This is a genomic window from Duganella violaceipulchra, from assembly GCF_019166075.1.
In the GTDB taxonomy this organism is placed as follows: Bacteria; Pseudomonadota; Gammaproteobacteria; order Burkholderiales; family Burkholderiaceae_D; genus Rugamonas; species Rugamonas violaceipulchra.
The window spans coordinates 38634-57685 of sequence record NZ_JAHTGR010000008.1; the positions used below are offsets into that span (position 1 = coordinate 38634).

General features: G+C 61.6%; 20 protein-coding genes and 1 pseudogene. 19 read left to right on the forward strand and 2 right to left on the reverse strand.

The genetic code is table 11. The features are described from left to right. The first annotated feature begins 421 nt into the window (after window positions 1-421). From sctQ to KVP70_RS16090, 13 genes are all read left to right on the forward strand, one after another. Window positions 422-1432, forward strand: a complete 1011-nt coding sequence (sctQ, locus tag KVP70_RS16030; protein ID WP_217943221.1) for a type III secretion system cytoplasmic ring protein SctQ — start codon at window positions 422-424, stop codon at window positions 1430-1432. Continuing rightward, window positions 1432-2076, forward strand: a complete 645-nt coding sequence (gene sctR / locus KVP70_RS16035; protein ID WP_217943222.1) for a type III secretion system export apparatus subunit SctR — start codon at window positions 1432-1434, stop codon at window positions 2074-2076. Before sctQ ends, sctR begins: the two co-directional genes overlap by 1 nt. Window positions 2077-2084: 8 nt before the next feature. Next, window positions 2085-2366, forward strand: coding sequence for a type III secretion system export apparatus subunit SctS (gene sctS, locus KVP70_RS16040; protein WP_217943223.1), 282 nt, complete (start codon window positions 2085-2087; stop codon window positions 2364-2366). Window positions 2367-2426: 60 nt separating this feature from the next. Continuing rightward, window positions 2427-2600 carry a hypothetical protein gene (locus tag KVP70_RS16045; RefSeq protein ID WP_217943224.1) on the forward strand — a complete coding sequence of 58 codons (174 nt, stop codon included), beginning with the start codon at window positions 2427-2429 and terminating at the stop codon, window positions 2598-2600. 126 nt (window positions 2601-2726) lie between these two features. Next, window positions 2727-2939, forward strand: a complete 213-nt coding sequence (locus KVP70_RS16050) for a hypothetical protein (RefSeq protein WP_217943225.1) — start codon at window positions 2727-2729, stop codon at window positions 2937-2939. A 51-nt stretch (window positions 2940-2990) separates the two neighbouring features. Continuing rightward, complete coding sequence (locus KVP70_RS16055) at window positions 2991-3311, forward strand: hypothetical protein (protein ID WP_217943226.1); 321 nt, start codon at window positions 2991-2993, stop codon at window positions 3309-3311. Between the two features lie 67 nt (window positions 3312-3378). Beyond that, on the forward strand, window positions 3379-3933 hold the full coding sequence (locus tag KVP70_RS16060) for a hypothetical protein (RefSeq protein ID WP_217943227.1): 555 nt from the start codon (window positions 3379-3381) through the stop codon (window positions 3931-3933). Window positions 3934-3945: 12 nt separating this feature from the next. Further along, a complete protein-coding gene (locus KVP70_RS16065) occupies window positions 3946-4338 on the forward strand; it encodes an EscF/YscF/HrpA family type III secretion system needle major subunit (protein ID WP_217943228.1) in 393 nt (130 codons plus the stop codon). A 7-nt stretch (window positions 4339-4345) separates the two neighbouring features. Next, window positions 4346-5128, forward strand: a complete 783-nt coding sequence (gene sctJ / locus KVP70_RS16070) for a type III secretion system inner membrane ring lipoprotein SctJ (RefSeq protein ID WP_217943229.1) — start codon at window positions 4346-4348, stop codon at window positions 5126-5128. Beyond that, the gene (locus tag KVP70_RS16075) at window positions 5115-5834 is read left to right on the forward strand and encodes a hypothetical protein (RefSeq protein ID WP_217943230.1); all 720 of its coding nucleotides are present in this window, start codon (window positions 5115-5117) and stop codon (window positions 5832-5834) included. The genes sctJ and KVP70_RS16075 overlap by 14 nt, the downstream gene beginning before the upstream one ends. Further along, a complete protein-coding gene (locus tag KVP70_RS16080) occupies window positions 5821-6408 on the forward strand; it encodes a GNAT family N-acetyltransferase (RefSeq protein WP_217943231.1) in 588 nt (195 codons plus the stop codon). The genes KVP70_RS16075 and KVP70_RS16080 overlap by 14 nt, the downstream gene beginning before the upstream one ends. A gap of 5 nt (window positions 6409-6413) precedes the next feature. Beyond that, a complete protein-coding gene (gene sctT, locus KVP70_RS16085; RefSeq protein ID WP_217943232.1) occupies window positions 6414-7202 on the forward strand; it encodes a type III secretion system export apparatus subunit SctT in 789 nt (262 codons plus the stop codon). Next, entirely contained in the window at window positions 7199-8374 is a 1176-nt protein-coding gene (locus KVP70_RS16090) for an EscU/YscU/HrcU family type III secretion system export apparatus switch protein (protein WP_217943233.1), read from the forward strand. Before sctT ends, KVP70_RS16090 begins: the two co-directional genes overlap by 4 nt. A 193-nt stretch (window positions 8375-8567) precedes the next feature. On the opposite strand, the gene KVP70_RS16095 is transcribed toward KVP70_RS16090, so the two are convergent. Continuing rightward, the gene (locus KVP70_RS16095; protein WP_229224863.1) at window positions 8568-9215 is read right to left on the reverse strand and encodes a response regulator; all 648 of its coding nucleotides are present in this window, start codon (window positions 9213-9215) and stop codon (window positions 8568-8570) included. Between the two features lie 291 nt (window positions 9216-9506). Between KVP70_RS16095 and KVP70_RS35850 the strand changes: the two are divergent. The 6 genes and pseudogenes from KVP70_RS35850 to KVP70_RS35040 all read left to right on the forward strand — a co-directional run. Continuing rightward, window positions 9507-9920 (forward strand): annotated as a pseudogene (locus KVP70_RS35850) (hypothetical protein); the annotation flags it as partial. Then, window positions 9839-10192, forward strand: a complete 354-nt coding sequence (locus KVP70_RS16100) for an SGNH/GDSL hydrolase family protein (protein WP_217943235.1) — start codon at window positions 9839-9841, stop codon at window positions 10190-10192. The pseudogene KVP70_RS35850 and the gene KVP70_RS16100, both read left to right, overlap by 82 nt. Window positions 10193-10415: 223 nt before the next feature. Then, on the forward strand, window positions 10416-11342 hold the full coding sequence (locus tag KVP70_RS35215; protein WP_217943236.1) for a DMT family transporter: 927 nt from the start codon (window positions 10416-10418) through the stop codon (window positions 11340-11342). A 2-nt stretch (window positions 11343-11344) separates the two neighbouring features. Then, window positions 11345-13561, forward strand: coding sequence for a glycoside hydrolase (locus KVP70_RS16110; RefSeq protein WP_217943237.1), 2217 nt, complete (start codon window positions 11345-11347; stop codon window positions 13559-13561). A gap of 130 nt (window positions 13562-13691) precedes the next feature. Next, entirely contained in the window at window positions 13692-13976 is a 285-nt protein-coding gene (locus KVP70_RS16115; protein ID WP_217943238.1) for a hypothetical protein, read from the forward strand. A 173-nt stretch (window positions 13977-14149) separates the two neighbouring features. Beyond that, window positions 14150-14560 (forward strand): hypothetical protein, encoded by a 411-nt coding sequence (locus KVP70_RS35040; protein WP_217943239.1) that lies wholly within the window; start codon window positions 14150-14152, stop codon window positions 14558-14560. 98 nt (window positions 14561-14658) lie between these two features. On the opposite strand, the gene KVP70_RS16125 is transcribed toward KVP70_RS35040, so the two are convergent. Beyond that, entirely contained in the window at window positions 14659-19014 is a 4356-nt protein-coding gene (locus KVP70_RS16125; protein ID WP_217943240.1) for a PipA/GogA/GtgA family type III secretion system effector, read from the reverse strand. Window positions 19015-19052: the final 38 nt, after the last annotated feature.

Below are 19052 nucleotides of genomic sequence, written 5' to 3' on the forward strand. Positions count from 1 at the left end.
CGGCCTGAGCCTCGCTGGCAGGCCAGGGGCAGGTCCATGCAACAGGCCCTCAGGCCGCTCCCACAACACCTCTATATTCATTTCACTGCTCCAGAAAGAAAAAGCGCAAGCGCCCAATATGACCTGCGAACGCACCGTGACGCAGTACGCAACCGACTTGGCATCGAATACCTTCAGCAATATTCCCAACTCCACGCCATTGTTGTACCTCCATCGTCTTACGGTCGGCGCTCACTTTCGCGTCGGTGCCGCACTAGTGTGGGCCAAGGGCTCTTGGGTTCATTTTTGTTGCAAACGAACTATTCGCCGGCTGAGTCCCACTGATGAGCACCGTGCCCGCCGGGACCGGATTTCATGAAGGCGCACCTCACCTATGTCCTCAATTCCCATGCCCAGCCTCCGCCGACGGAAAAAATTTGCCTTGCGCCGCCTCGCCGGCGCCTGGGTGCGGCTGCGCCGCAGGGTAGGTCTTGGTCTTGAGTGGCGCGCGAGGGATAGTGAGTGTCCGTGGCTGCGCTTCGAGCTGAGCTGGGTGCGCAACTCCGATGACAGGCCCGGCAACGGCACACCGTGCGTCGCACTGCACACAGCCAACGGCCCGCTGCAGTTGAGCGGCTTCGCGCTGGTGCATCTAGGCAGTGGCATTGCGCTCGACCCACACTGGCCGACGGCGGCCTTGCAAGACATGGCGCGGCTAGCTTATTCCCGCCTGGATTCGGAGTTGTCCGCAGCGTTGGGGGGCGACGCAGAGTGCCGCGCGGAGGCGGACGGCGTAGCGCTTGTGGAGGGGGTGGATTTACTGTTGACACTGGTCGGGCGCTGCGGTGAGCGCCACTGTTTCGGTCTGCGCGCGGCGGCGGCGACGGCGTTGCGCTGGCTGGAACACGAACGTTGGCGGCCACGGCCAAGCGATGCGATGCCACATCTCCTCGCCGACCTGCCATGCCGGGGCCGACTTTGGCTGGGTAGTACCTGCCTGGCGCAGCGTGAACTGTCTTCGCTACGTCCCGGCGACGCGATCCGCATCGAGCACTGCCACCTCGACGCCAACGGTCGTGGCCGCATCAAGCTGGGCCCGCTGCACCTGGACGTGAGCGCGGCGCCGGACGGCGCTGGCGCAGTTCTGTTTCAATCATGGGGAGTACCATTTATGCACGACGACAGCATCGAATTTTCTGCAGGCGATAACGAGAACCTGGCACCATCGGCCGCCATGGACGAGCTGCAAATCAGCCTGGACTTCACCGCCGGGCGCACTCAGATGAGCTTGGGGCAGTTGCGCGCACTGGCTGTGGGCGACGCCATCCAGCTTGGCTTGGCGGCACGGCCAGCCGTCAATATCCTGGCCAACGGCCGGTGCATCGGCTCAGGCGAGTTGGTCGACGTCGATGGCGCGCTCGCCGTCGAGGTGCTCTCCTTAACGCTGACCTGATGAATCTGAACAACCTCGATCCGATCAGCATCGCGCTGGTGCTGGCCGGGCTGTCACTTCTGCCGCTGTTACTCATCTGCACCACCTGCTTCCTCAAGGTGTCGATGGTGCTGGTAATCGTGCGCAACGCCATAGGTGTGCAGCAGGTTCCGCCCAGCATCGCCATCTATGGCGTCGCACTGGCCCTCACACTGTTCGTCATGGCGCCCGTGTTCAATGAAGCCGCCGCCAAGCTGCCTGGCGCCGGGGCGCAGTCCTTTTCCGTCGCCGATCTGGCACCGGCGGCCGAACCCATGCGCCGCTTCATGGTCCGCAACACGCCGCCGGAAAAGCGCGCTCATTTTCTGGCCCTGGCGCAAAGGCAGTGGCGCGGCACGCCATTGGCGGTCCTGGCCACCGACAGCGACTACGTGATCGTCATTCCCTCTTTCGTCATCTCCGAGCTTGAGCTGGCGTTCCAGATCGGTTTCGTACTCTACATCCCCTTTGTCGTGATTGACCTGCTGCTCTCCAACGTCCTGCTGGCACTGGGCATGCAGATGGTGTCGCCGATGGTGGTTTCCCTTCCTTTGAAAATGCTGCTGTTCGTCATGCTCGAGGGTTGGAGCAAGCTGGCCGACGGCTTGCTACGGTCCTATTCATAGGTGACGGCATGATTGAAACAATCGCTTTTTTCCAGAAGGGCATGCTGATGGTGATCTGGTTGTCGGCACCGCCGCTGGCCGTGGCCGTGGTCGCCGGCGTACTGGTGTCACTGCTACAGACCGTACTGTCGATGCAGGACCAGGCCCTGCCCTTCTCTTGCAAACTGCTCGCCGTGGGCCTGACCCTGGCGCTGGCTGGACGTTGGATGGGACTCGAGCTGCTCTCGCTCGCGGACCAAGCCATGCAGGCCGTCGCCACGCTGGGCTACCACGCTGCGCAACCACCGTAGGCGGCCAATGCCCGCCTACATTCCCAACCCGGCGCACGCCGGAACCTCAAGGAGATTCACATGCTTCCACTAATCGGCGCCATCGCCGCCCCCATGCTCGAAGGAGTCGTCAGCAAGGCTGTCAGCACCGTATTGCCGGCCGGCCCGGCACTGTCCCAACCGAAGGAGCTGGTGTCAGGTTTGGCCGCATCCGCGCTTGGCATGTTGGGCGGAAAGCTCAACTCGATGCTGTAGACCCTGGCGGGCTCGGCCGACGCAAAAAAAAATGCGCGTCGACGAACCAAATCCGCGCCGGACGGCACTATTCCATGCGGATTGCTTCCGTACATTAATCGACTACTACTTTTCAAGGAAATTACCATGGCTCAAATTCAGAATCGCGTCGGCGACGCAACCGCCGACGACGTGACCGCCGCATCGGGCGCCGCTGACCAGTCGTCTCTGAACACTCAGTACGACAATTCCAAGACCCTGCAACAACAACTGCAGCAGCAGGCGCAAAACATGAAAATTAACTTCCATCTGCAACAGGCGACTGCGGTCAAAAGCATGGCCGACAAGGTTCAGTTGTAAGCGGACCATGGTCATAAGCAGTTTACATAACGCAAAAGGAGGAACACATAGATGTCAACAAGCCCAAAAAGCTACGCCCCGATAGACAGCCACGACGACGCCAGCACCAGGGTGGACAGCCGCAACTTTTCCACTGTCGATAGCCACAACGACAGCCACAATACACAAGATAGCCATAACACGCAGGACAGCCACAATAGCTCGACGGTCGACAGCCACAATGTGCAAAACGGATTGAATGACAAGCAGTCCCAGATGTTGTTTGACACCATCTCCAGATTGACTCAGACGATGGGGTCGTCGATGGACAGTTTCATGCGCATGCTCGCCAGTTCGGCCATGGGTGGCAGCAATCTCCAAACCATTCTGTAAACACCATTGCCGCGACTGCCGGCGCCGACATCGGCTGGCAGTCGCGGCGTTTTTTTGAGGATCGATCATGGCCGAAGTAAATAAATTACCTATCCCATCCTATTTGGCGAGGCAGCGCGCCTGCCTCGCTCAGTTCATGGACGAGCACCCCAATATATTCGCTGCGCCGGAGGGCGGCGGAGCATGGGCCCGGTTCGTGTTGGTCGGCGCAATACCGGAGGGGCGCGATCGACACGTGGTTGATAAAGCGCTCGGCATGCTGGTTGGTACAATACGCTCGGCCCAGATGTCGCTGAACCAACGCGACAGCCTGACACAAGTATTCGCCCGCACACGCCTGTCTGGCATGGCAGACTTCGCGCCCGACGCCGCCGCGCTGGAACTGGCCAGCGCCGACGAAGATCCGGAGGATCTGGCTGCATACGCTCAGGCCATCACCATTTATAAACGCTGTACGGAGGCAGGAATTATCGACGGCAATGAGCTGCCTCGTTTCGTTGAAGAGGCCTTCGACGCCATGCCCGGCACAACGGCTCTGGCCCGCTCCCTGATCGAGGCCGCCAATCGTATGGTGCAAATCGACCTGGAACACGTACTCGTCGAGGAGCGTCACGGTGAATAAGGCGCCCACCCCATGAGCTCCACCGCTATCGCCGCCGTGCGTCTCGCACAGGTGCAAGACCCTGGTCCCGCGCTGTCGGCGGACGCCGGCCAAACCGCCCTGCCCCCGTCCGGCCGCGCCGACCAGCGGGACCTGGACCTGTTCAACCTGGCCATGCGCGAACCGCTACCGCGCTCCCCTCTGAGTGCGGCGGGCGCCGCGCCGTTACGGGCACTGTCCGATTATTTCCGCGACCGCGGGCAGGCGCTAGCCTCGCAGATGGCACGGGTACAGGCCACACGAGATCCTGCCGCGATGCTCAGAGTAACGAACGAGTTGATCGATCTCGGCGTACAAAACGACTTGCTCGCCAAGGTCGTCGGCAAGAGCGTCTCTGCGGTAGACCAGCTCACCAAGCTGAGCTGACCAAGCCGTGCCGACCACTATTTCCTCTGCTCGCCGGCGCAACGCCGTCGCGCTAGTGTGTTGCCTGCTGCTGCCCGCATGCTCTCGTTCGGTGCCATTGTATTCAGGCTTAAGCGAGGGCGACGCCAACGATATCGTCGCCGCCCTCTTGAGCAATGGCATCTACGCGGGCAAGGCAAGCTCCAAGCAAGGTTACATCGTCAGCGTAGAAGGAGCCGAGCTAGCCGCGGCTGTCGCCCTCTTGCACGAGCGTGGCTTGCCGCGCAATGCGTTCGCCCGCATGGGCGATATTTTCAAAAAGGATGGCATGATTTCCAGTCCCACCGAGGAGCGCGCGCGTTATCTTGCCGCGCTCGCCCAGGAGCTGGAAAATACTTTGTCGCAGATCGACGGGGTGGTGATGGCCCGGGTGCATCCCGTGCTGCCGGAACGCCTGGTGCCGGGCGAGCCCGTGGTGCCGTCGTCCTGTGCGGTGATGATCAAATACCGTCCGGGCTGGGAGCCGGACGCCTACGAGGACAGGATACGTCGCCTGATCCTGGCCAGCATGCCGGGCCTTGCGGCGACCGGCGCCCAAGGCAGAGGCGTCGCTATCGTGTTTGTGCCAGCGACGCCCAGTCCGGCGCGTCCCGGTGCAACGGCAGCGCGTGCCAGACCGCCTTACCTGTGGGCGGCAGCGCCGGCATTGGCGCTGGCGGCGGCCGGTGCGCTCGGCGCCTACGGCCTGCGCATCCGTCGGCGCGTGCGCGCAGGCAGCCCCGCCGTGGAGTCAAGCAATGACCCCGTCTGAGATGTCGGTCTCGACACGACCCAGCCCCGGCTGGACCGAACTGTGGTTCGAGCCGTGGACAGGTGCACACCCAAGTTGGCTGGACACCGCTGCCGGAGCGCCGGAGTGGCCACGCCTGCCCGCCACATCGGCGGCGGGCAGGCGACTGACCTACTGGCTGTTCTGCCACTATCTGGAATGGCCGTCGGTGGCGCCGGCAGCGCTCTGCCCGGCCCGCATTCAAGACTTGGACGGCCTCGCCATGGACCAGGAGACGATGCCCAGGGTCGCGTTATTCCTGGGCATGCTGACATGGGCTAGCACTGAAGGCTTTGTGGCCACATGGACTCGGGACAGAGCCATGTTGCCGGTAGCACCGTTAGCGCAGTGGCGCAGCGCCCTGCGGTTGGCGCGCGCCAGGCCGCTGCCCCCCTCCGGGCCGTCGACGCCCCATCCGCGCACTGCGCTCGACTTGACGATACTGGGCATGGGCCAGATGCGCGCTGCCGCCGAGGCATTGCAACCCGGCCTCTGGCTGCGCCTGCGCCTGCGCTGGGACTGCGCGCTCATCGCCGCGCACGAGCACCTGGCCGGCACAACGCCGGCGCCGGTCAGCGATGCGGCAGTACGCCATATTATCCGCGCCTGGCGCGCCGCCGGTGTCCACCGCGGCGCAGTCGCAACGCACACTCTCCCCGACATTGGAACCCCACATGGAACAAATTGACCAATTTACCTGGCGGCGCGCTGTCCCCACAGACGCCGACGCCATCGCTGCCATCTACAACGAAAGCGTGAATGATGGCGGTCACTCGCCTGTGCTCGCCGCCAGCGAGCCAGCCGAGATGGATCGGCTGATCCGGGAATGCCGCCGCCACGGATGGCCAAGCTGGGTGCTGCTCAACGGCGACGATATCATCGCTTGGTCCCAGATCCGCCCCATCGCCTGGGGGCCGGAGGTATGCCACCGCACCGGCGACTTATCGCTCTACGTACGGCGTGACTGGCACGGCCGCGGTGTCGCCATGCAGGTCGTACGCAACGTCTACCGCGAAGCGCAGCGTCACGGATTCGACGCCATCACTTGCTGGATACTGGGGGGCAACCGCAAGAGCCTGATGGTCGCGCGCGCCTTCCGCATGGCGCGCTGGGGTTGTTTACCGCGTGCCGCGCTCAACGGAGACCGCGAGGACGACGTCGTCATTTACGGCGTCCGCTTCGACGACCTGCGCTGGCAGGGCTTCATGGACGAGCAGAACGTCCGCCACCGGCGACGGCAACGGTTGGCCGGCGCCGGTTGACAACCATGTCCAGTCCCGCCATCGACAGCCTCCTGCTGATGGCCAGCGCGCTGGCGCTGGCGATGCCACGCGCATTGGGCTGCGCACTGGTGTTGCCGGCACTCGGCCGCCAGAACATGGCTGGCATGCAGCGCGCGGCCCTTTGCACGGCGATTTCACTACCCCAGGCCTGTCTGCTCCAGAGCCTGCTGGAGCGACACTCGCTGGCCGTGTCATATGCCAGTGCGCTGGCGCTCAAGGAGGTGCTGATTGGCGCTATGCTTGGCTTCCTGCTCGCTACGCCGTTCTGGGCCATACGCGCCGCCGGCACCTTGATCGACAACCAGCGCGGCGCCAACGCTGCCCAGCAGATCAATCCCGCATTGCAAAGCGATTCCTCCATCCTGGGCGAGTTCTGCGAGCGCGCACTGCTCGTCTACCTTATCGACATCGGCGTCTTCAAGCTCATTTTCGACGTCTTAGCCGACAGCTACCTACTATGGCCGGCACTAGCGCCGTTGCCACAGTTCGATCCGCCGGCGCGCGTCGCCTTGATGGCGGCTTTCACCGACATGACGGCGGGCGCGCTGCTCTATAGCGCGCCCGCGCTGTTGCTGTTGCTGCTAGTGGAATTCCTGATGGCAATCGGCAGCACCGTTGTGCAGGGCATGGACGTCTATCAGGCGGCCATGCCGGTCAAGGCGCTGTTGGCACTGCTCATGTTGCTGCTATGCTTTCCCGGTCTGACGCTCACGGTGGCCGGCGCCGCCGGACAATTCTGGGGCGCTGGCCTAGCGGGGATGTTGCGGCCATGAGCGAAAAAAACCTGCCGCCCAGCGAACAAAAACGCCGCCATGCGCGCGAAAATGGCGAGTTTGGCCTCAGCCAGGAATGGTCTAAGCTGTTGAAATTTTCCCTGCTCGCCGAGACAGTGTTCGGCACGGAGCCGCTGTGGCGTGAAATGCTTGAGCGCAACTTGCAGATTGCTATCATGGCGATCGCGCAGCCCGGACCAGCCCGCCTTGAAGGAGCCTGGTCCACCTTCACGACGGCCGTGCTGCTCATGCTGGCACTGGCCGCCGTCTCCGCCCTGGTGTCGTTACTGGCGACGTTATCGCAAACCGGCTTCAACGTCGCCCCCAAGGCACTTGGAAAAGGGATCAAGAAGCTCGATGTCGCCACAAACTTACGCCAGTTGCTGGCACCGAAAAAATTCCTGATGGCGGTGCTAGGGCCGATGAAAATCGCCGCACTGCTGCTGCCGGGATACGTACACATCCGCGCTCAGCTGCCTGGCCTGGCGCAGCTATACCACCTGTCGCCCCGGCAGGGCTGGAGCGCCGCCATCGAAATGCTGCATCAGGTGGAACGCCGATGCATCGGTGTGCTCATCGTACTGGCCCTTGTTGACGTCGCCCTGCAGCGGTATATGAGTTACCGTGGCATGCGCATGGATATCCAGGAAATGCGGCGTGATCACAAGGAGTCCGAAGGCGATCCTCACGCGAAAGGCCAGCGCAGGGGCATCGCCAAGCAAAACGCCATGGAGGCGCCGCGCGCCCCCGGAACCATGGCCGTGGTGGTCAATCCAGAACACATTGCCGTGGCACTGGCCTACGACATCCGCGCAGGCGGTTTGCCGCGCATCGTGGGCAAGGGGCGCGACGCCGATGCCGATCTGTTGCGCAAGATAGCGGCCGAGCGTCGCATCCCCATCATCAAGTATCCAGGTCTGGCGCGGCAACTCTACGCCACCGGCCAGCCTGGAGCCCACGTGCCCAGTCACACCTTACGGGCCGTGGCCCTGCTCTACCGGGCGGTGCAGGAGCTCGGTGCCGCACCGCCCGGCGGACTACAAGAGATCGACGAGGAGCTCGGACAGGCGATGTTGAAGGGGCCACTCCCAGAGGGGGCGGCGCCTGAGCCCACACGTGCCCGGCATGTGAGTCAACGCAACGCAGCCCGACCATCAAGCATGGATCAATGAATGGCGAGTGCCACCATGATGAAGCCCCGGATGAGCTTGTTTGCAGAACATGAACGCGAAGATCGGCGTACAACGATCGGTGACCCGCTGGTCTCTCGAGCAGCCAGCGAAAGCGTTCCGCAAGGCTGGGCAATTTCACCGTTGCTGTCCAATATCATGCGGCGCGGGTTCGATCCGACGCGCGCAGCGCGGCTCACAGCACCTCAGCCGACAGATGATGGCCCTGGTCGAATTTCTCCTTCAGGAACAAGGCCAGCGATAAGTCGTCCACCATCCCGAGCTTGCTCATCGCACTACGTTTGTGCGTACTGACCGTTTTCTTGCTGCGGTTCAGGCGCTCTGCCACCTGGGTCACCGACAGGCCCGTCGCGATGTGGCGCAAGACCTCTACCTCCGAGGCCGATAATTGATCGGCAGCACTGCGCGGCTGCACTTCGACGATGCGGCCCTCGCGCAAAGCAAAGAAACGCGACGGCGTTGCCGAGGCCAAACGGATGGCGTCGCCCAGCAGCGCCAGTGGCGCCGATTTCGGCAGGAAGGCGCTGGCGCCGGCACGGTAGGCGGCATATTCGATCTCGCTGGCTTTGCCGGCGGAAAAGGTGACAATCACCAGCTCGGGAAACAGGCGCCGCATGCGCTTGAGAAAATAAAAACCGTCGGCGGCGGCCTCGGGCAGATAAAAGTCCAGCACCGCCGTATCGCACGGCCGCCTCGCCAAGGCCTCCGCGAAAGCATCGCCGGAAGTTTCCTCCAGTTCGACCTTGAAGTCGCTCTGACTGCGCAAATAGGCGGCGGTGCCGAGCGCGATCACCGGGTGGTCGTCCAGCACCGCGATACGCATCGTGTGCATGGGGCGGGAAGAAAGCAGGTATTGCCTCGTCAACATAAAGTTACTCCATCGATCAGTGGCTGATCGTCGCGCTACGCCCAGAATGGGGCAAGCCGGCCGAATTTTACCGCACTCGACAGCATTTGATCTGGACAGGCCCACGCCATGGTCGATACCCGACAGGGTAATTCGGTCTGATTTTTCAAGTTGCTTGCATCTGCGAAATCCGTTCATGCACCGCAGCAGTGTTTCACCAGCGACTACTTGACCGGATAAACCTGCGGCGGCGCGGGAGGCGACTATGTCCGCATCCAAGGCTACTGGTGGTCAGGCAGCCCGCTGCAATGGAAGAACATGTTCTACAGCGACGCGCGACAAGACATGCTACAGACAACCTGCCGCGACACCTTGGACGAACAGAATATCCACCAAACGGTCGCGATGGCCGGCGCCGCCAACAACGCCCTGTCATTCAATTACACCGTATGGAGTAACGAGCCGCCGGTTTCGGATGGCGCGGTCGACCGCATCCTCGCGTTTGGCGACAGCCTGTTCGATACCCAGAAAATCTACAATGCAGCGATGTTGCAGTACATGCGCCTGGCCAGCGGTTACCGCGCGGAGAACCCCTTTTCATGGTGTGGATCGGTGCCAACCACCTGCTCAACTATCATCGCAGCGTCGACCAGACACTCGCCGACGTCACCCAGGCCTTGAATCAGCTGGTGGCCGCAGGTGGCCGCCACATCGTGTTGCTGACTTTACCGGACGTTTCGCGCACCCCGGCGTTTCAATACCGTCAGGACGGCGCCAAGGTCGCCGCGCAGGTGCTGGCCTACAATGCCCGGCTGGCACAACTGGTCGAACAATTGCGCCGCAAACATGGCGTCGGCCTGGACCTGCGCCTGTTCTGGGATACCCTGCACCCCACCACGCACACGCACAAATTGCTGGCCGACCGGATTGCCAGCTTCCTCGCAGGAGGTTGACTGATCAAGGCCGCTGGGCGCGGCTTCGTCAAGTGGGAACGATCGTCATCTGGGTTAAGCGGTCTGATATTTCCCCACGCGCGGGTGGGGGCATCCAAGGGTAAATCAGTCCGGGATTGCGGTTGCGCCGGCACTGGCGTGTTACCCCAACAGTACCATAGTGCAACAAGCTTACGTCACGCGCGCGTTGGCTTCAAGCAACCAATAACAACAGGAAATCAACGTGAGCCTCAAACACTATATTTGCCCGCTAAGTGCGGTACTGATCTGGGCCGCCAACACGGTGGTTAACAAGCTGGCGATCGGCGTCATCGACCCGGCCGCGATCTCCTTTTACCGTTGGCTGCTGGCAGGCACCTTGCTGGCGTTGGTCTTCGGCCAGCCGGTGTGGCGCCAGCGTGTGGTCGTGCGCCGCTATCTGCCCCGGTTGTTCTTGCTGGGCATGTTGGGCATGGTGATGTACCAATGCCTCGCCTACATCGCCGCGCAGACCACCAGCGTCACCAACATGGGGATTTTGGCCTCGACGATGCCGCTGATGGCGGTAGGGTTCAGCGTGCTCCTGCTGGGCGAAGCCGCTACCGTCGGCAGCGTATGCGGCGGCCTGCTGTCGCTGCTTGGCCTCGGCTACCTGCTCAGTCATGGCGATCCGGCCACCCTGTTCAGCCACGGCGCTGCGCCTGGCGACGGCCTGATGCTGCTGGCCTGCCTGGCCTACGCCTGCTACGGCGTGCTGCTCAAACTGTGGAATATTCCGCTCAATAACTGGCACTCGCTGCTGGTTCAGGTCTGGTGCGCCATACCGGTGCTGCTGATCTACTACCTGTTCCGTTCGGCTCCGCCGCTCACCGCCGCCGGTCTGCCGTTGGTGCTGTTCGCCGGCATCCCGGCGTCGTTACTGGCGCCTATTCTGTGGATGGTCGGCGTGAACCAGCTCGGCGCCAGCCGCACGACGGCGATGATGACCCTGATTCCGGTATTCACCATCATTCTGGCATTGCTGTTCCTTGGCGAATCCCTGCACGTCTACGACATCGTCGGCGGTGCCATCACTCTGCTCGGAGTTGTGCTGGCGCAGACCGTGAAGCGGCCGCTACTGGTTGCGCCACAGACCGCGATTAAGCGACAAAGCGACAAAGCGACTAAATAATCATGCATACTTCTTCCTCCCCCCGTCGCACCGATGTCACAGTGCGCCGCTGGCCCGCGCGCTGGGCCGCGCTGTCGCTGCTGGCAACCATAGCACCCGCAGATGCGCTGACGCTCAACGACGCCAACTGGAATATCACCATCGATCCAGCCACACTGGCGACCCAGGCGCAGCTGGGCAGCACTGCCCCCCTGCCGCTGTCGATGGCTGGTCCGGCTGATCAGGTGCAAGGTTTGCGCCAACAGGGTGGCCAAGCCAGCTGGCGCCTGCGTGACGCCGCCGTACTGGTCGAGGCCAGACTGGACGGCACGGTATTGACGATGCGCTTCCAGCGCGACCAGCCCGGCGCGATCACCTATCCACGCGTGCCGGCCGGCGCCCGTGGCCTGCTATTGCCGCTGTCCGAAGGAAGCTACATCCCGGCACAGGACGCCAACTGGCACCAAGCGCTGCTGCGGGACTACCAGGACCTCGACACCACCCAGGGTATGGGCTTGCCAGCGCTCGGTTTCGACCACGGCACGCGCGTGCTGTCGTTGCTGTTCGCCACGCCGTTTAACAACCAGCTACACTTCGAACCAAGTGACGCCGGCATCGCACTGACTGCGCGGCATCAATTCACCCGACTCGATTTAGGCTACTACGAGGTCCAGTTTACCCTCGACGGCCCCGACCTGCTGGCGCCGGCGAAACGTTATCGTGCCTGGTTGCAGGCACAAGGCCGCTTCGTGCCGCTCAAGGACAAGCTGGCAGCGGCCCACGACGGCGCCCGCCTGATTGGCGCCAGCCACGCCTATCTGTGGGGCGACGCCATGCTGGCGCGGCAGGACGTTCGCGCCTGGCCAGCGCTGAAGACGGCGTTGGCCGGGCTGCCGACTTGGCGACGCGGCTTCGACGCCGATGGTCGCAAGGCACTGGTCGCAGGCGATCTGGCCATCAACCGCTATCTGCAACGCGTATTGCTCGCCAACGTGAACTCCGCGGCGCAACGTCTGGCGCCCGGCGCCGACGCCGCCAGCCTTGACCGCCGACGCACCCTGATTGCCGCGAAGCTGGGGGGGGCGCTGATCGATCCAGCACGCTGGGGCGACGGCTTGTCGGTGAAGATGGTCGAGGCGCTGCGCGGCGCTGGCCTGGAGCGCCTGTGGCTAGGCGTGCCGGAGATGCAGGCCGGCCTGGCCCACCCCGAGGCGATCGCCGCGGCGCGCGCGGCTGGCTATCTGATCGGTCCGTACGACTCCTACGACACAGCCCTGCCCCAGCAGATCAATCCCAGCTGGACCACCGCGCACCTGGGCCAGGATGCCTATCAGCACTGCGGCGTGATGCGCGAGGATGGCAAGCGCCAGAGCGGTTTCAAGGACAACGGCGTCTATACCAATCCGGCCTGCATACGCCCTCTGCTGGAACAACGCGTACGCGCGGTGCAGCGCGACAGCAACTACAACAGCTGGTTCCTCGACGTCGACGCCACCGGCATGGTGTTCGATGACTACGACCCGGCCAAGCCGACCTCGCAGCAGCGGGATGCATCCAACCGCATCGCCGGCATGGACTGGGTCGCCCGCACGCTCGGCGTGGTGGTGGGTTCGGAAGGCGGCAACGCGGTTGCCAACAGCGCCGTCGCCTTCGGCCATGGCATGGAGACCATGGGCTTCGGCTGGCATGACCCCGACATGCGCGAGCGCCGTGCCTCGCCGTACTACCTGGGCCGCTACTATCCGGCCGATGCGCCGGAGTGGGCCTTCAATCAGGTTTCCATCAAGCCGGTCTACCGGCAGCGCTACTTCGACCCGGCGCTGCGCTTGCCGCTGTTCCAGGCCGCCTTCCACGACAGCGTCATTACCACCCTGCACTGGGAAACGGACATCCTCAAATTCAAGGAAGCGCGCCGCACCAGCGAACTGCTGCTACAGCTGTATAACGTGCCGCCGTTGCTGAACCTGAACCTGGACAGCAACTCCGAACGCCTGCCTTACCTCAAGCGCCTGGACGCCTTTTTCCGTCCGCTGCACGAGCGCCTGGCCTACCAGGCCCTGACCGGCTTCGAGTGGCGCAGCGCCGACCGCCTGGTGCAGCAGACCCGCTTCGCCGACGGCACCCGCCTGCTGGCTAATTTCAAGAGCCAGCCATTCCATGAGGGCGCGCACACACTACCGCCGTTCAGCGTCACGGCATTTCTGCCCGACGGCACCACCCGGCTGTTCCAATCGCGCTAAGCAGCGCCGCCCAGGTTCCGGAAAGCTACCACAATGTCATCTGATCATCAGGATAGAGAGCCAGACCATGCAACCAGACAGCGCGTTACTCGATTTGGAAGAGCTACGGGATATCTATGAAGGGCCGGCTTTGCGCAAGCTCCTCACGCAAGTGCAGCAACATCTAGGCGCGGACGCGGCCATCATGCACGCCGAGGCGGCACGCGGCGCCTATGCCGATTGCCAGGCCAGCACCCACCGGCTCAAGAGCATGCTGATGTTCCTGTGCGGGGAGCGCCTGCGCGCTGATTTCGAACGCCTCGAAGACGCCTTGCGGCAAGCTCCGCTCAGCGTCGATCCAGCCTTGCTGCTGCTGCGGGAACGGCTCAACCAGTTCGACGCGGAACTGGCCGACGCGCTGGCCCGGCTGCCCTGAACCCAGGCGCTGACTGCCTGCGCCATCAAGGCCGGGGGGTAAATGAGTCCGGGAATACCGCAGGGACATACGCCGGCAGCCTTCGTTCCACAATAATTCTCGAACGGCGCAGACCGCAAACATCGGTCCTGTGCCCCCTGTGCAACCGATCGCGCCCCGGCGCCAATACCTCGATGAACATGACCTACACCGAACATCCATACTACAATCCCGACCGACTGCTCGACACGATCAAGGAATTCCTCGGACTCCGCTACGACGCCAGCCTGGCCCGGCATTTGCGGGTAAGCCCATCAACAATCAGCAAGATTCGCCACAGGACCTGCCCAGTCACTGCCGACCTGCTGCTCAGCATGCACGAAGAAACCAGCCTGCTCATCCGCGACCTGCGCTTTCTGGCCGGCGATTTTCGTTGCCACACAGGCAGCTCCGCCCGTACGCTGACGGCGGAGCAAGCGCAGTGCCAATTGTCCTCGCCAGCGAGAACCTGTGCCGAGGCAGCGGGCAAGCGCTTCAAGGTCGGCGCAAGCCACGCCAGCCAAAACAACCAGGCCCGCAGGGGAAATATGGCAGGCTCCCCCTGATCAGAGCGCTGCGCGAGTTGAAAAAAATTGCACTGCGCCGCTCTTTTTAGACCTGGCCCGGTGGCCGGAGATTCAGTCACCAGCCACCTACGACAACATCACATCGGGACGTGATCGCGACTCCGCTGTAAATCCAGGAAGTTCAACTTCATATAGCGATCTTCCGTCGCTGCGCTGCGCCGGGCCGACGTTTGATAAGAGCGCAGCGTCGCCTCCGAACCTGGATTGGAAGGCGACGCAAGTGCGGCGGCAATCTGCTCAGGGAAATGAAAGCCTGCCTCCTCAAGGATTTTATCGGTGAGGAAGACCTCTGACCCGCGATTCAGATAGGCATCGCTTGCCTTCATCTTGCTGCCTCCGGTCAAGATACAAACCATTTCATATGCAAGTTTGCGTTGAAATTCCACATCTTTCAAGCCAGTGGCAGTCAAATAACGAGTGTGGTCGTCAAAAATATAGACTTTTTGGGTGGCGGGATTCAGGCCATGAGCAACCCGGTTTGTTGGCAATTCATGCGTCGCAATTTCCTTGTTGAAAACGAATTTCCACGGGTCGGTGCTACCGCTCAAGCTAGCCCTGGAGGGCAGCCTGTCGAATAAGTCTTTAAAGGTGCGACTTTTTTTATATAAGCGGCGATAAACGTCGGTCACCGCTTTCCACCTGTCGTCGATTACTCCTGGCGGAACATCTATAACTTTCAACATGGCAAAATTTTGATTGAACTTGCCCACAAACCCTTCCCTGTAATTGATGCCTCGCCCGTCGGCGCTATGTATTTCATCCAGGGTTTTTCTCACGCCACTGACCGTGCCACGGTGCTCGACCTTGCTGCCCTCCACCAGCGTGTCTGCTGCAACCGGTACAAGCTTGGCATCGAGGACCTTGTCTAGATATTGGTTTTCTACTTCCATCGATTGCGCGGCCGCATCGCGGTGGTACTCGACTGTGTCATGCGGCGGGGCATCCGGCGAAAGATTTTCACGCCGATACATCACTTGCTGTTTGAAACCATAGCCAGCTTCGCTCAAAATTTTGTCCGTGAGATAAACAACCGGGCCACGATTCAACAAGTCCCGCACCCGATCCGGATCCTGCGCCCCTGTCAGCGCATGAATCATTTCGTGAAGGTAGGCCTGCTCGGGGGTGATGGCTTGCACCCCATCGGCCGACATGTATTTCATCTGTTTAAGCGTCGCATCATCGGATAAATACATGATCTTCTGGTCCCAAACCGTATTCGCCTTGGGCCAACCCACGCCCCTGTCTCCGACCGAGATTTGCCAGGGTCCCGCAGCCGCATTCGAACTATCGTATCGATTGACGATCCGCCTGAAGGAGGCGCTATCTTTATATAGCTTGCCATAGAAGACCTTGGCATCGAAGCTGCTTGTGGCACCTAATGGATTAATAATATTGAAGTGTTTCGAAAATATGGCGTCGAAATCGCGCACAGAATTATCAGATGCGCTAGCCATTAATGGCACCACTTGTTGCGACGTGAGGCGGTCGGACACTTTGACGTTAAAAATTTCAGGTTCCGTTTCAAGCTTTGCCGCAGGTCGCACTCCGCCGTTCAAGCCGCCATTGGATCGAAAGTCGCCGGTCATCGGATCGCGATGGATCAGCGGGGCATTCCGGGTCCGGTGGGTGGTGTGCCAATCGATTTCGTGATAAGAGCCGCCTCTATGTTCAACAGGAACGACCCGATTCTCGTTGCGCAGATGCACCAGATCATAACCCTGCCACTGGATATCGGTTTTCCCGTTGCGCACTTGCTGGGCAAGCGACCGATAGGCTGGCGGAACGTTGGCATCTACTTGTCCAATATCGAATGGTTCGGCGTTGAGCGTGATGGCATCGGGATGATCGACGACACTATTCAAGGGGAGGTTGGTCTTTTTGGCGGTTTCCTGGAAATTCTCGACATGAATATTTTTTCGCGGGGAGATGCCCCTTATCCCGACACCTGTTTTCCCGGCACCTGGTTCAGCGCCGGCAGCGAGATCGAAGATATCCAGGCCAAGGAAGAGCACGCCGAGGAGAGCTTGCTGCGCATCTTTGTGGCGAATACCTTCCTCAATGTTATAGATGGGTCCAAGGACAGGAACCGTGTTGACCCATGTCTCCAACCCGCGCATCCAGGCGCGGTGGCTTTCGGTTTCCGCCTTGAAGTTCGCGGCGATGCGCTGTGCTTCGCCATCCAGCAAGCCCTTACCCAGCGGCTGCGCACGCATGCGCAGGTTTTCCTTCGCCTTCGCCAGCACCCAGGGATGGGAAGTGAGTTTGCTGTTAAAACTCTCTTCCGCAGCTTGCAACTCCGCACCCGGATTGATGCGCACGCCGCGTCCCACATTCATGTAGCTGCCGGACAGGCCGCCCCAGTCTGCCCGCTCAAGAAATTCATCGACACGGTCACCGTATTTGTTTGACGAAATATTACTATTGTCGCCAGCAATGACATAATGGCGCGGCGTATCCATCTCGTCCTCGCTCATGCCGTTCGCGACAAGGATCGCGGCGGCGGCCCGCGACCGCTCGAACTGCGGGGGTGTGCCGGACGCGACTAGCAGGCGCTCGCCCGCATAATTTAGCAGCGCCTGAGCACGCTCCCGCCAATCATTCCCGACCAGCCGTTCGTGCAATACGCCTGCCTGACGCAACTCAGTGGCAAATGCGGAGATGGGATCGTTAGCTGCACTAGCTTCGTGCAAGGTATCGAAAAGCGACAATAACGCCTGCGTGTAGGCCGTCGGCCCTCGTTGATCCCACGGGTTGACGCCGTCCTTATTCCAGCGCGCCAAGTGATCCGCCATCCATCGTAGCGGAACTACGTCATTCAGCTCGACGCGTGCCCCTACACGAGGCACCACCTGCTGATCGTACGTCTGTCGCAGCTTGGCGGTTGTGGTCAACTCAACGCCGCTCGATTGTGCCAGATGCAAAGCGAACATCAGGCGCGGATGGATCGGATAGTCGCGCCCATCGGGCTTCCAGGCGGATTCGATCCGCTTGAACTCGCCCAGCAGTTTTTGCTCGCTCTCGAAAGACGCCGGAACGGTACGGCCCTGAAATTTCAGTATTCGAATCACGGCGGAAGCGAGGGAGTGCTCCGGCGTACCTACGCGGTATTGCGTACTTTCCCCCATCTCCCTGAATTTTTCCTGGACAAACTGGTGCCGCTGCTGGGGAGTCAACGTCTGAAGCATGGGAAACTGGGTGATATCCACAGAACTCAGCAGCTCGTCGAATGTTTTCCCCAAAGCGTTGCGGAAGGAAAAGCCGTCGAAAAATGCCGTGGTTTGGGTTGGCTGAACGGGTGCAAACAACTTGCCTAACACCTGCTGCTTTTCCCAATCCGGACGCAAGGCCTGCAGGAAACGCGCGCGGAGCTGTTCCAAAACCGGCGGCGCAGCAGTGCTGCCATTGCCAGGCGTATCACTGCCCTGCAACTGATGATATAACAACGCGGCTTCATCCAACAGGCTCTCATCCCGCAGGGCTAGCACATTCTGGGTGCTCTCAAACCCAGGCGGAATGGTTTGGCGATGATGCTTGAAGACGGCCTGGAGCAACCGGCTGGGGCTGCTCGCGAAAGACTGGGCTTTCGCCCGGTCAACCCAGCCGTCCAGCCCGTCCGCCAGCAACTGTAGGTAGCCTGCATCGCCGGTGTCATCGCTCTGGGTAATGTCAAGCACGACGGGATCCGAAGACATAGCCGGGGCTGGCAGTGCCGAGCGTCGTTGCCGATGCGTTCCTGCTGCTTGGGCTGCGGACTCGCCCCGCGCTTCATCCAGTGCGGCGTGAGACTTGGCAACGACAATATTCCGTATAGCGCTTGCCGTTCCTCCCTTGAGGTCTGACGGCGGCGCGGCCGGGTTGACGGGCGGCCCCGCAGGTTTGGGGGCGGTCTTGGCTTCCCGCCGAAATTGGTCGCGGTATCCCCAGGAATACGCATTGAAGGAAAAAGACCCCACCGGATGCTGGGTCGGGACTGGCGAGGCCAGCAACCTATCCACACCAGCGCCGCGTGCTACAACATGCAGCGCCAATCTCCCTGCGGAACGGAAGGGCGGGGTTTGCGCTCCAGGCAACCTGGACTGACTGTCGATCACAGCCTGCCGGTCCTTGAGCATAGCCTGGACGGCGGGATCTTGCGCCAGCACGGCCTTGAAAGTGGAGTCCCCCAGCGACGGCGTCAATTCCCTGGTGGCCTGCCTCGTCGATGCGCGCTTGGCGGCGGCGGCAAAGCCCCAGTGGTCGTAGGCAAACTTACTCTGAGCAGCATTTTCCGGGTCTGGCGCTGCGGACGGTTGAGCAGGAAGTGGAACATCGGCACCCAACGGCACATCGGCAACGACATTGGGTCTGCCAAGCTCTGCTTTAGTGCCGGTATTCATTGTCGGAGTCAAGTTTATATCGATCTTCATTCTTTGACCTTTGTTGACAAGCTTCATCGCGACATGCGAGGTTTTGCTTGGGAAAGGGAATCGAG

Bases quoted from the DNA above. Each gene is read 5' to 3' on its own strand.
- sctR (WP_217943222.1), top strand. From the start codon at position 1,432: ATGAATCTGAACAACCTCGATCCGATCAGCATCGCGCTGGTGCTGGCC.
- sctS (WP_217943223.1), top strand. From the start codon at position 2,085: ATGATTGAAACAATCGCTTTTTTCCAGAAGGGCATGCTGATGGTGATC.
- KVP70_RS16045 (WP_217943224.1), top strand. From the start codon at position 2,427: ATGCTTCCACTAATCGGCGCCATCGCCGCCCCCATGCTCGAAGGAGTC.
- KVP70_RS16050 (WP_217943225.1), top strand. From the start codon at position 2,727: ATGGCTCAAATTCAGAATCGCGTCGGCGACGCAACCGCCGACGACGTG.
- KVP70_RS16055 (WP_217943226.1), top strand. From the start codon at position 2,991: ATGTCAACAAGCCCAAAAAGCTACGCCCCGATAGACAGCCACGACGAC.
- KVP70_RS16060 (WP_217943227.1), top strand. From the start codon at position 3,379: ATGGCCGAAGTAAATAAATTACCTATCCCATCCTATTTGGCGAGGCAG.
- KVP70_RS16065 (WP_217943228.1), top strand. From the start codon at position 3,946: ATGAGCTCCACCGCTATCGCCGCCGTGCGTCTCGCACAGGTGCAAGAC.
- KVP70_RS16075 (WP_217943230.1), top strand. From the start codon at position 5,115: ATGACCCCGTCTGAGATGTCGGTCTCGACACGACCCAGCCCCGGCTGG.
- KVP70_RS16080 (WP_217943231.1), top strand. From the start codon at position 5,821: ATGGAACAAATTGACCAATTTACCTGGCGGCGCGCTGTCCCCACAGAC.
- sctT (WP_217943232.1), top strand. From the start codon at position 6,414: ATGTCCAGTCCCGCCATCGACAGCCTCCTGCTGATGGCCAGCGCGCTG.
- KVP70_RS16090 (WP_217943233.1), top strand. From the start codon at position 7,199: ATGAGCGAAAAAAACCTGCCGCCCAGCGAACAAAAACGCCGCCATGCG.
- KVP70_RS16095 (WP_229224863.1), bottom strand. From the start codon at position 9,215: ATGCGTATCGCGGTGCTGGACGACCACCCGGTGATCGCGCTCGGCACC.
- KVP70_RS16100 (WP_217943235.1), top strand. From the start codon at position 9,839: ATGGTGTGGATCGGTGCCAACCACCTGCTCAACTATCATCGCAGCGTC.
- KVP70_RS16110 (WP_217943237.1), top strand. From the start codon at position 11,345: ATGCATACTTCTTCCTCCCCCCGTCGCACCGATGTCACAGTGCGCCGC.
- KVP70_RS35040 (WP_217943239.1), top strand. From the start codon at position 14,150: ATGAACATGACCTACACCGAACATCCATACTACAATCCCGACCGACTG.
- KVP70_RS16125 (WP_217943240.1), bottom strand. From the start codon at position 19,014: ATGAAGCTTGTCAACAAAGGTCAAAGAATGAAGATCGATATAAACTTG.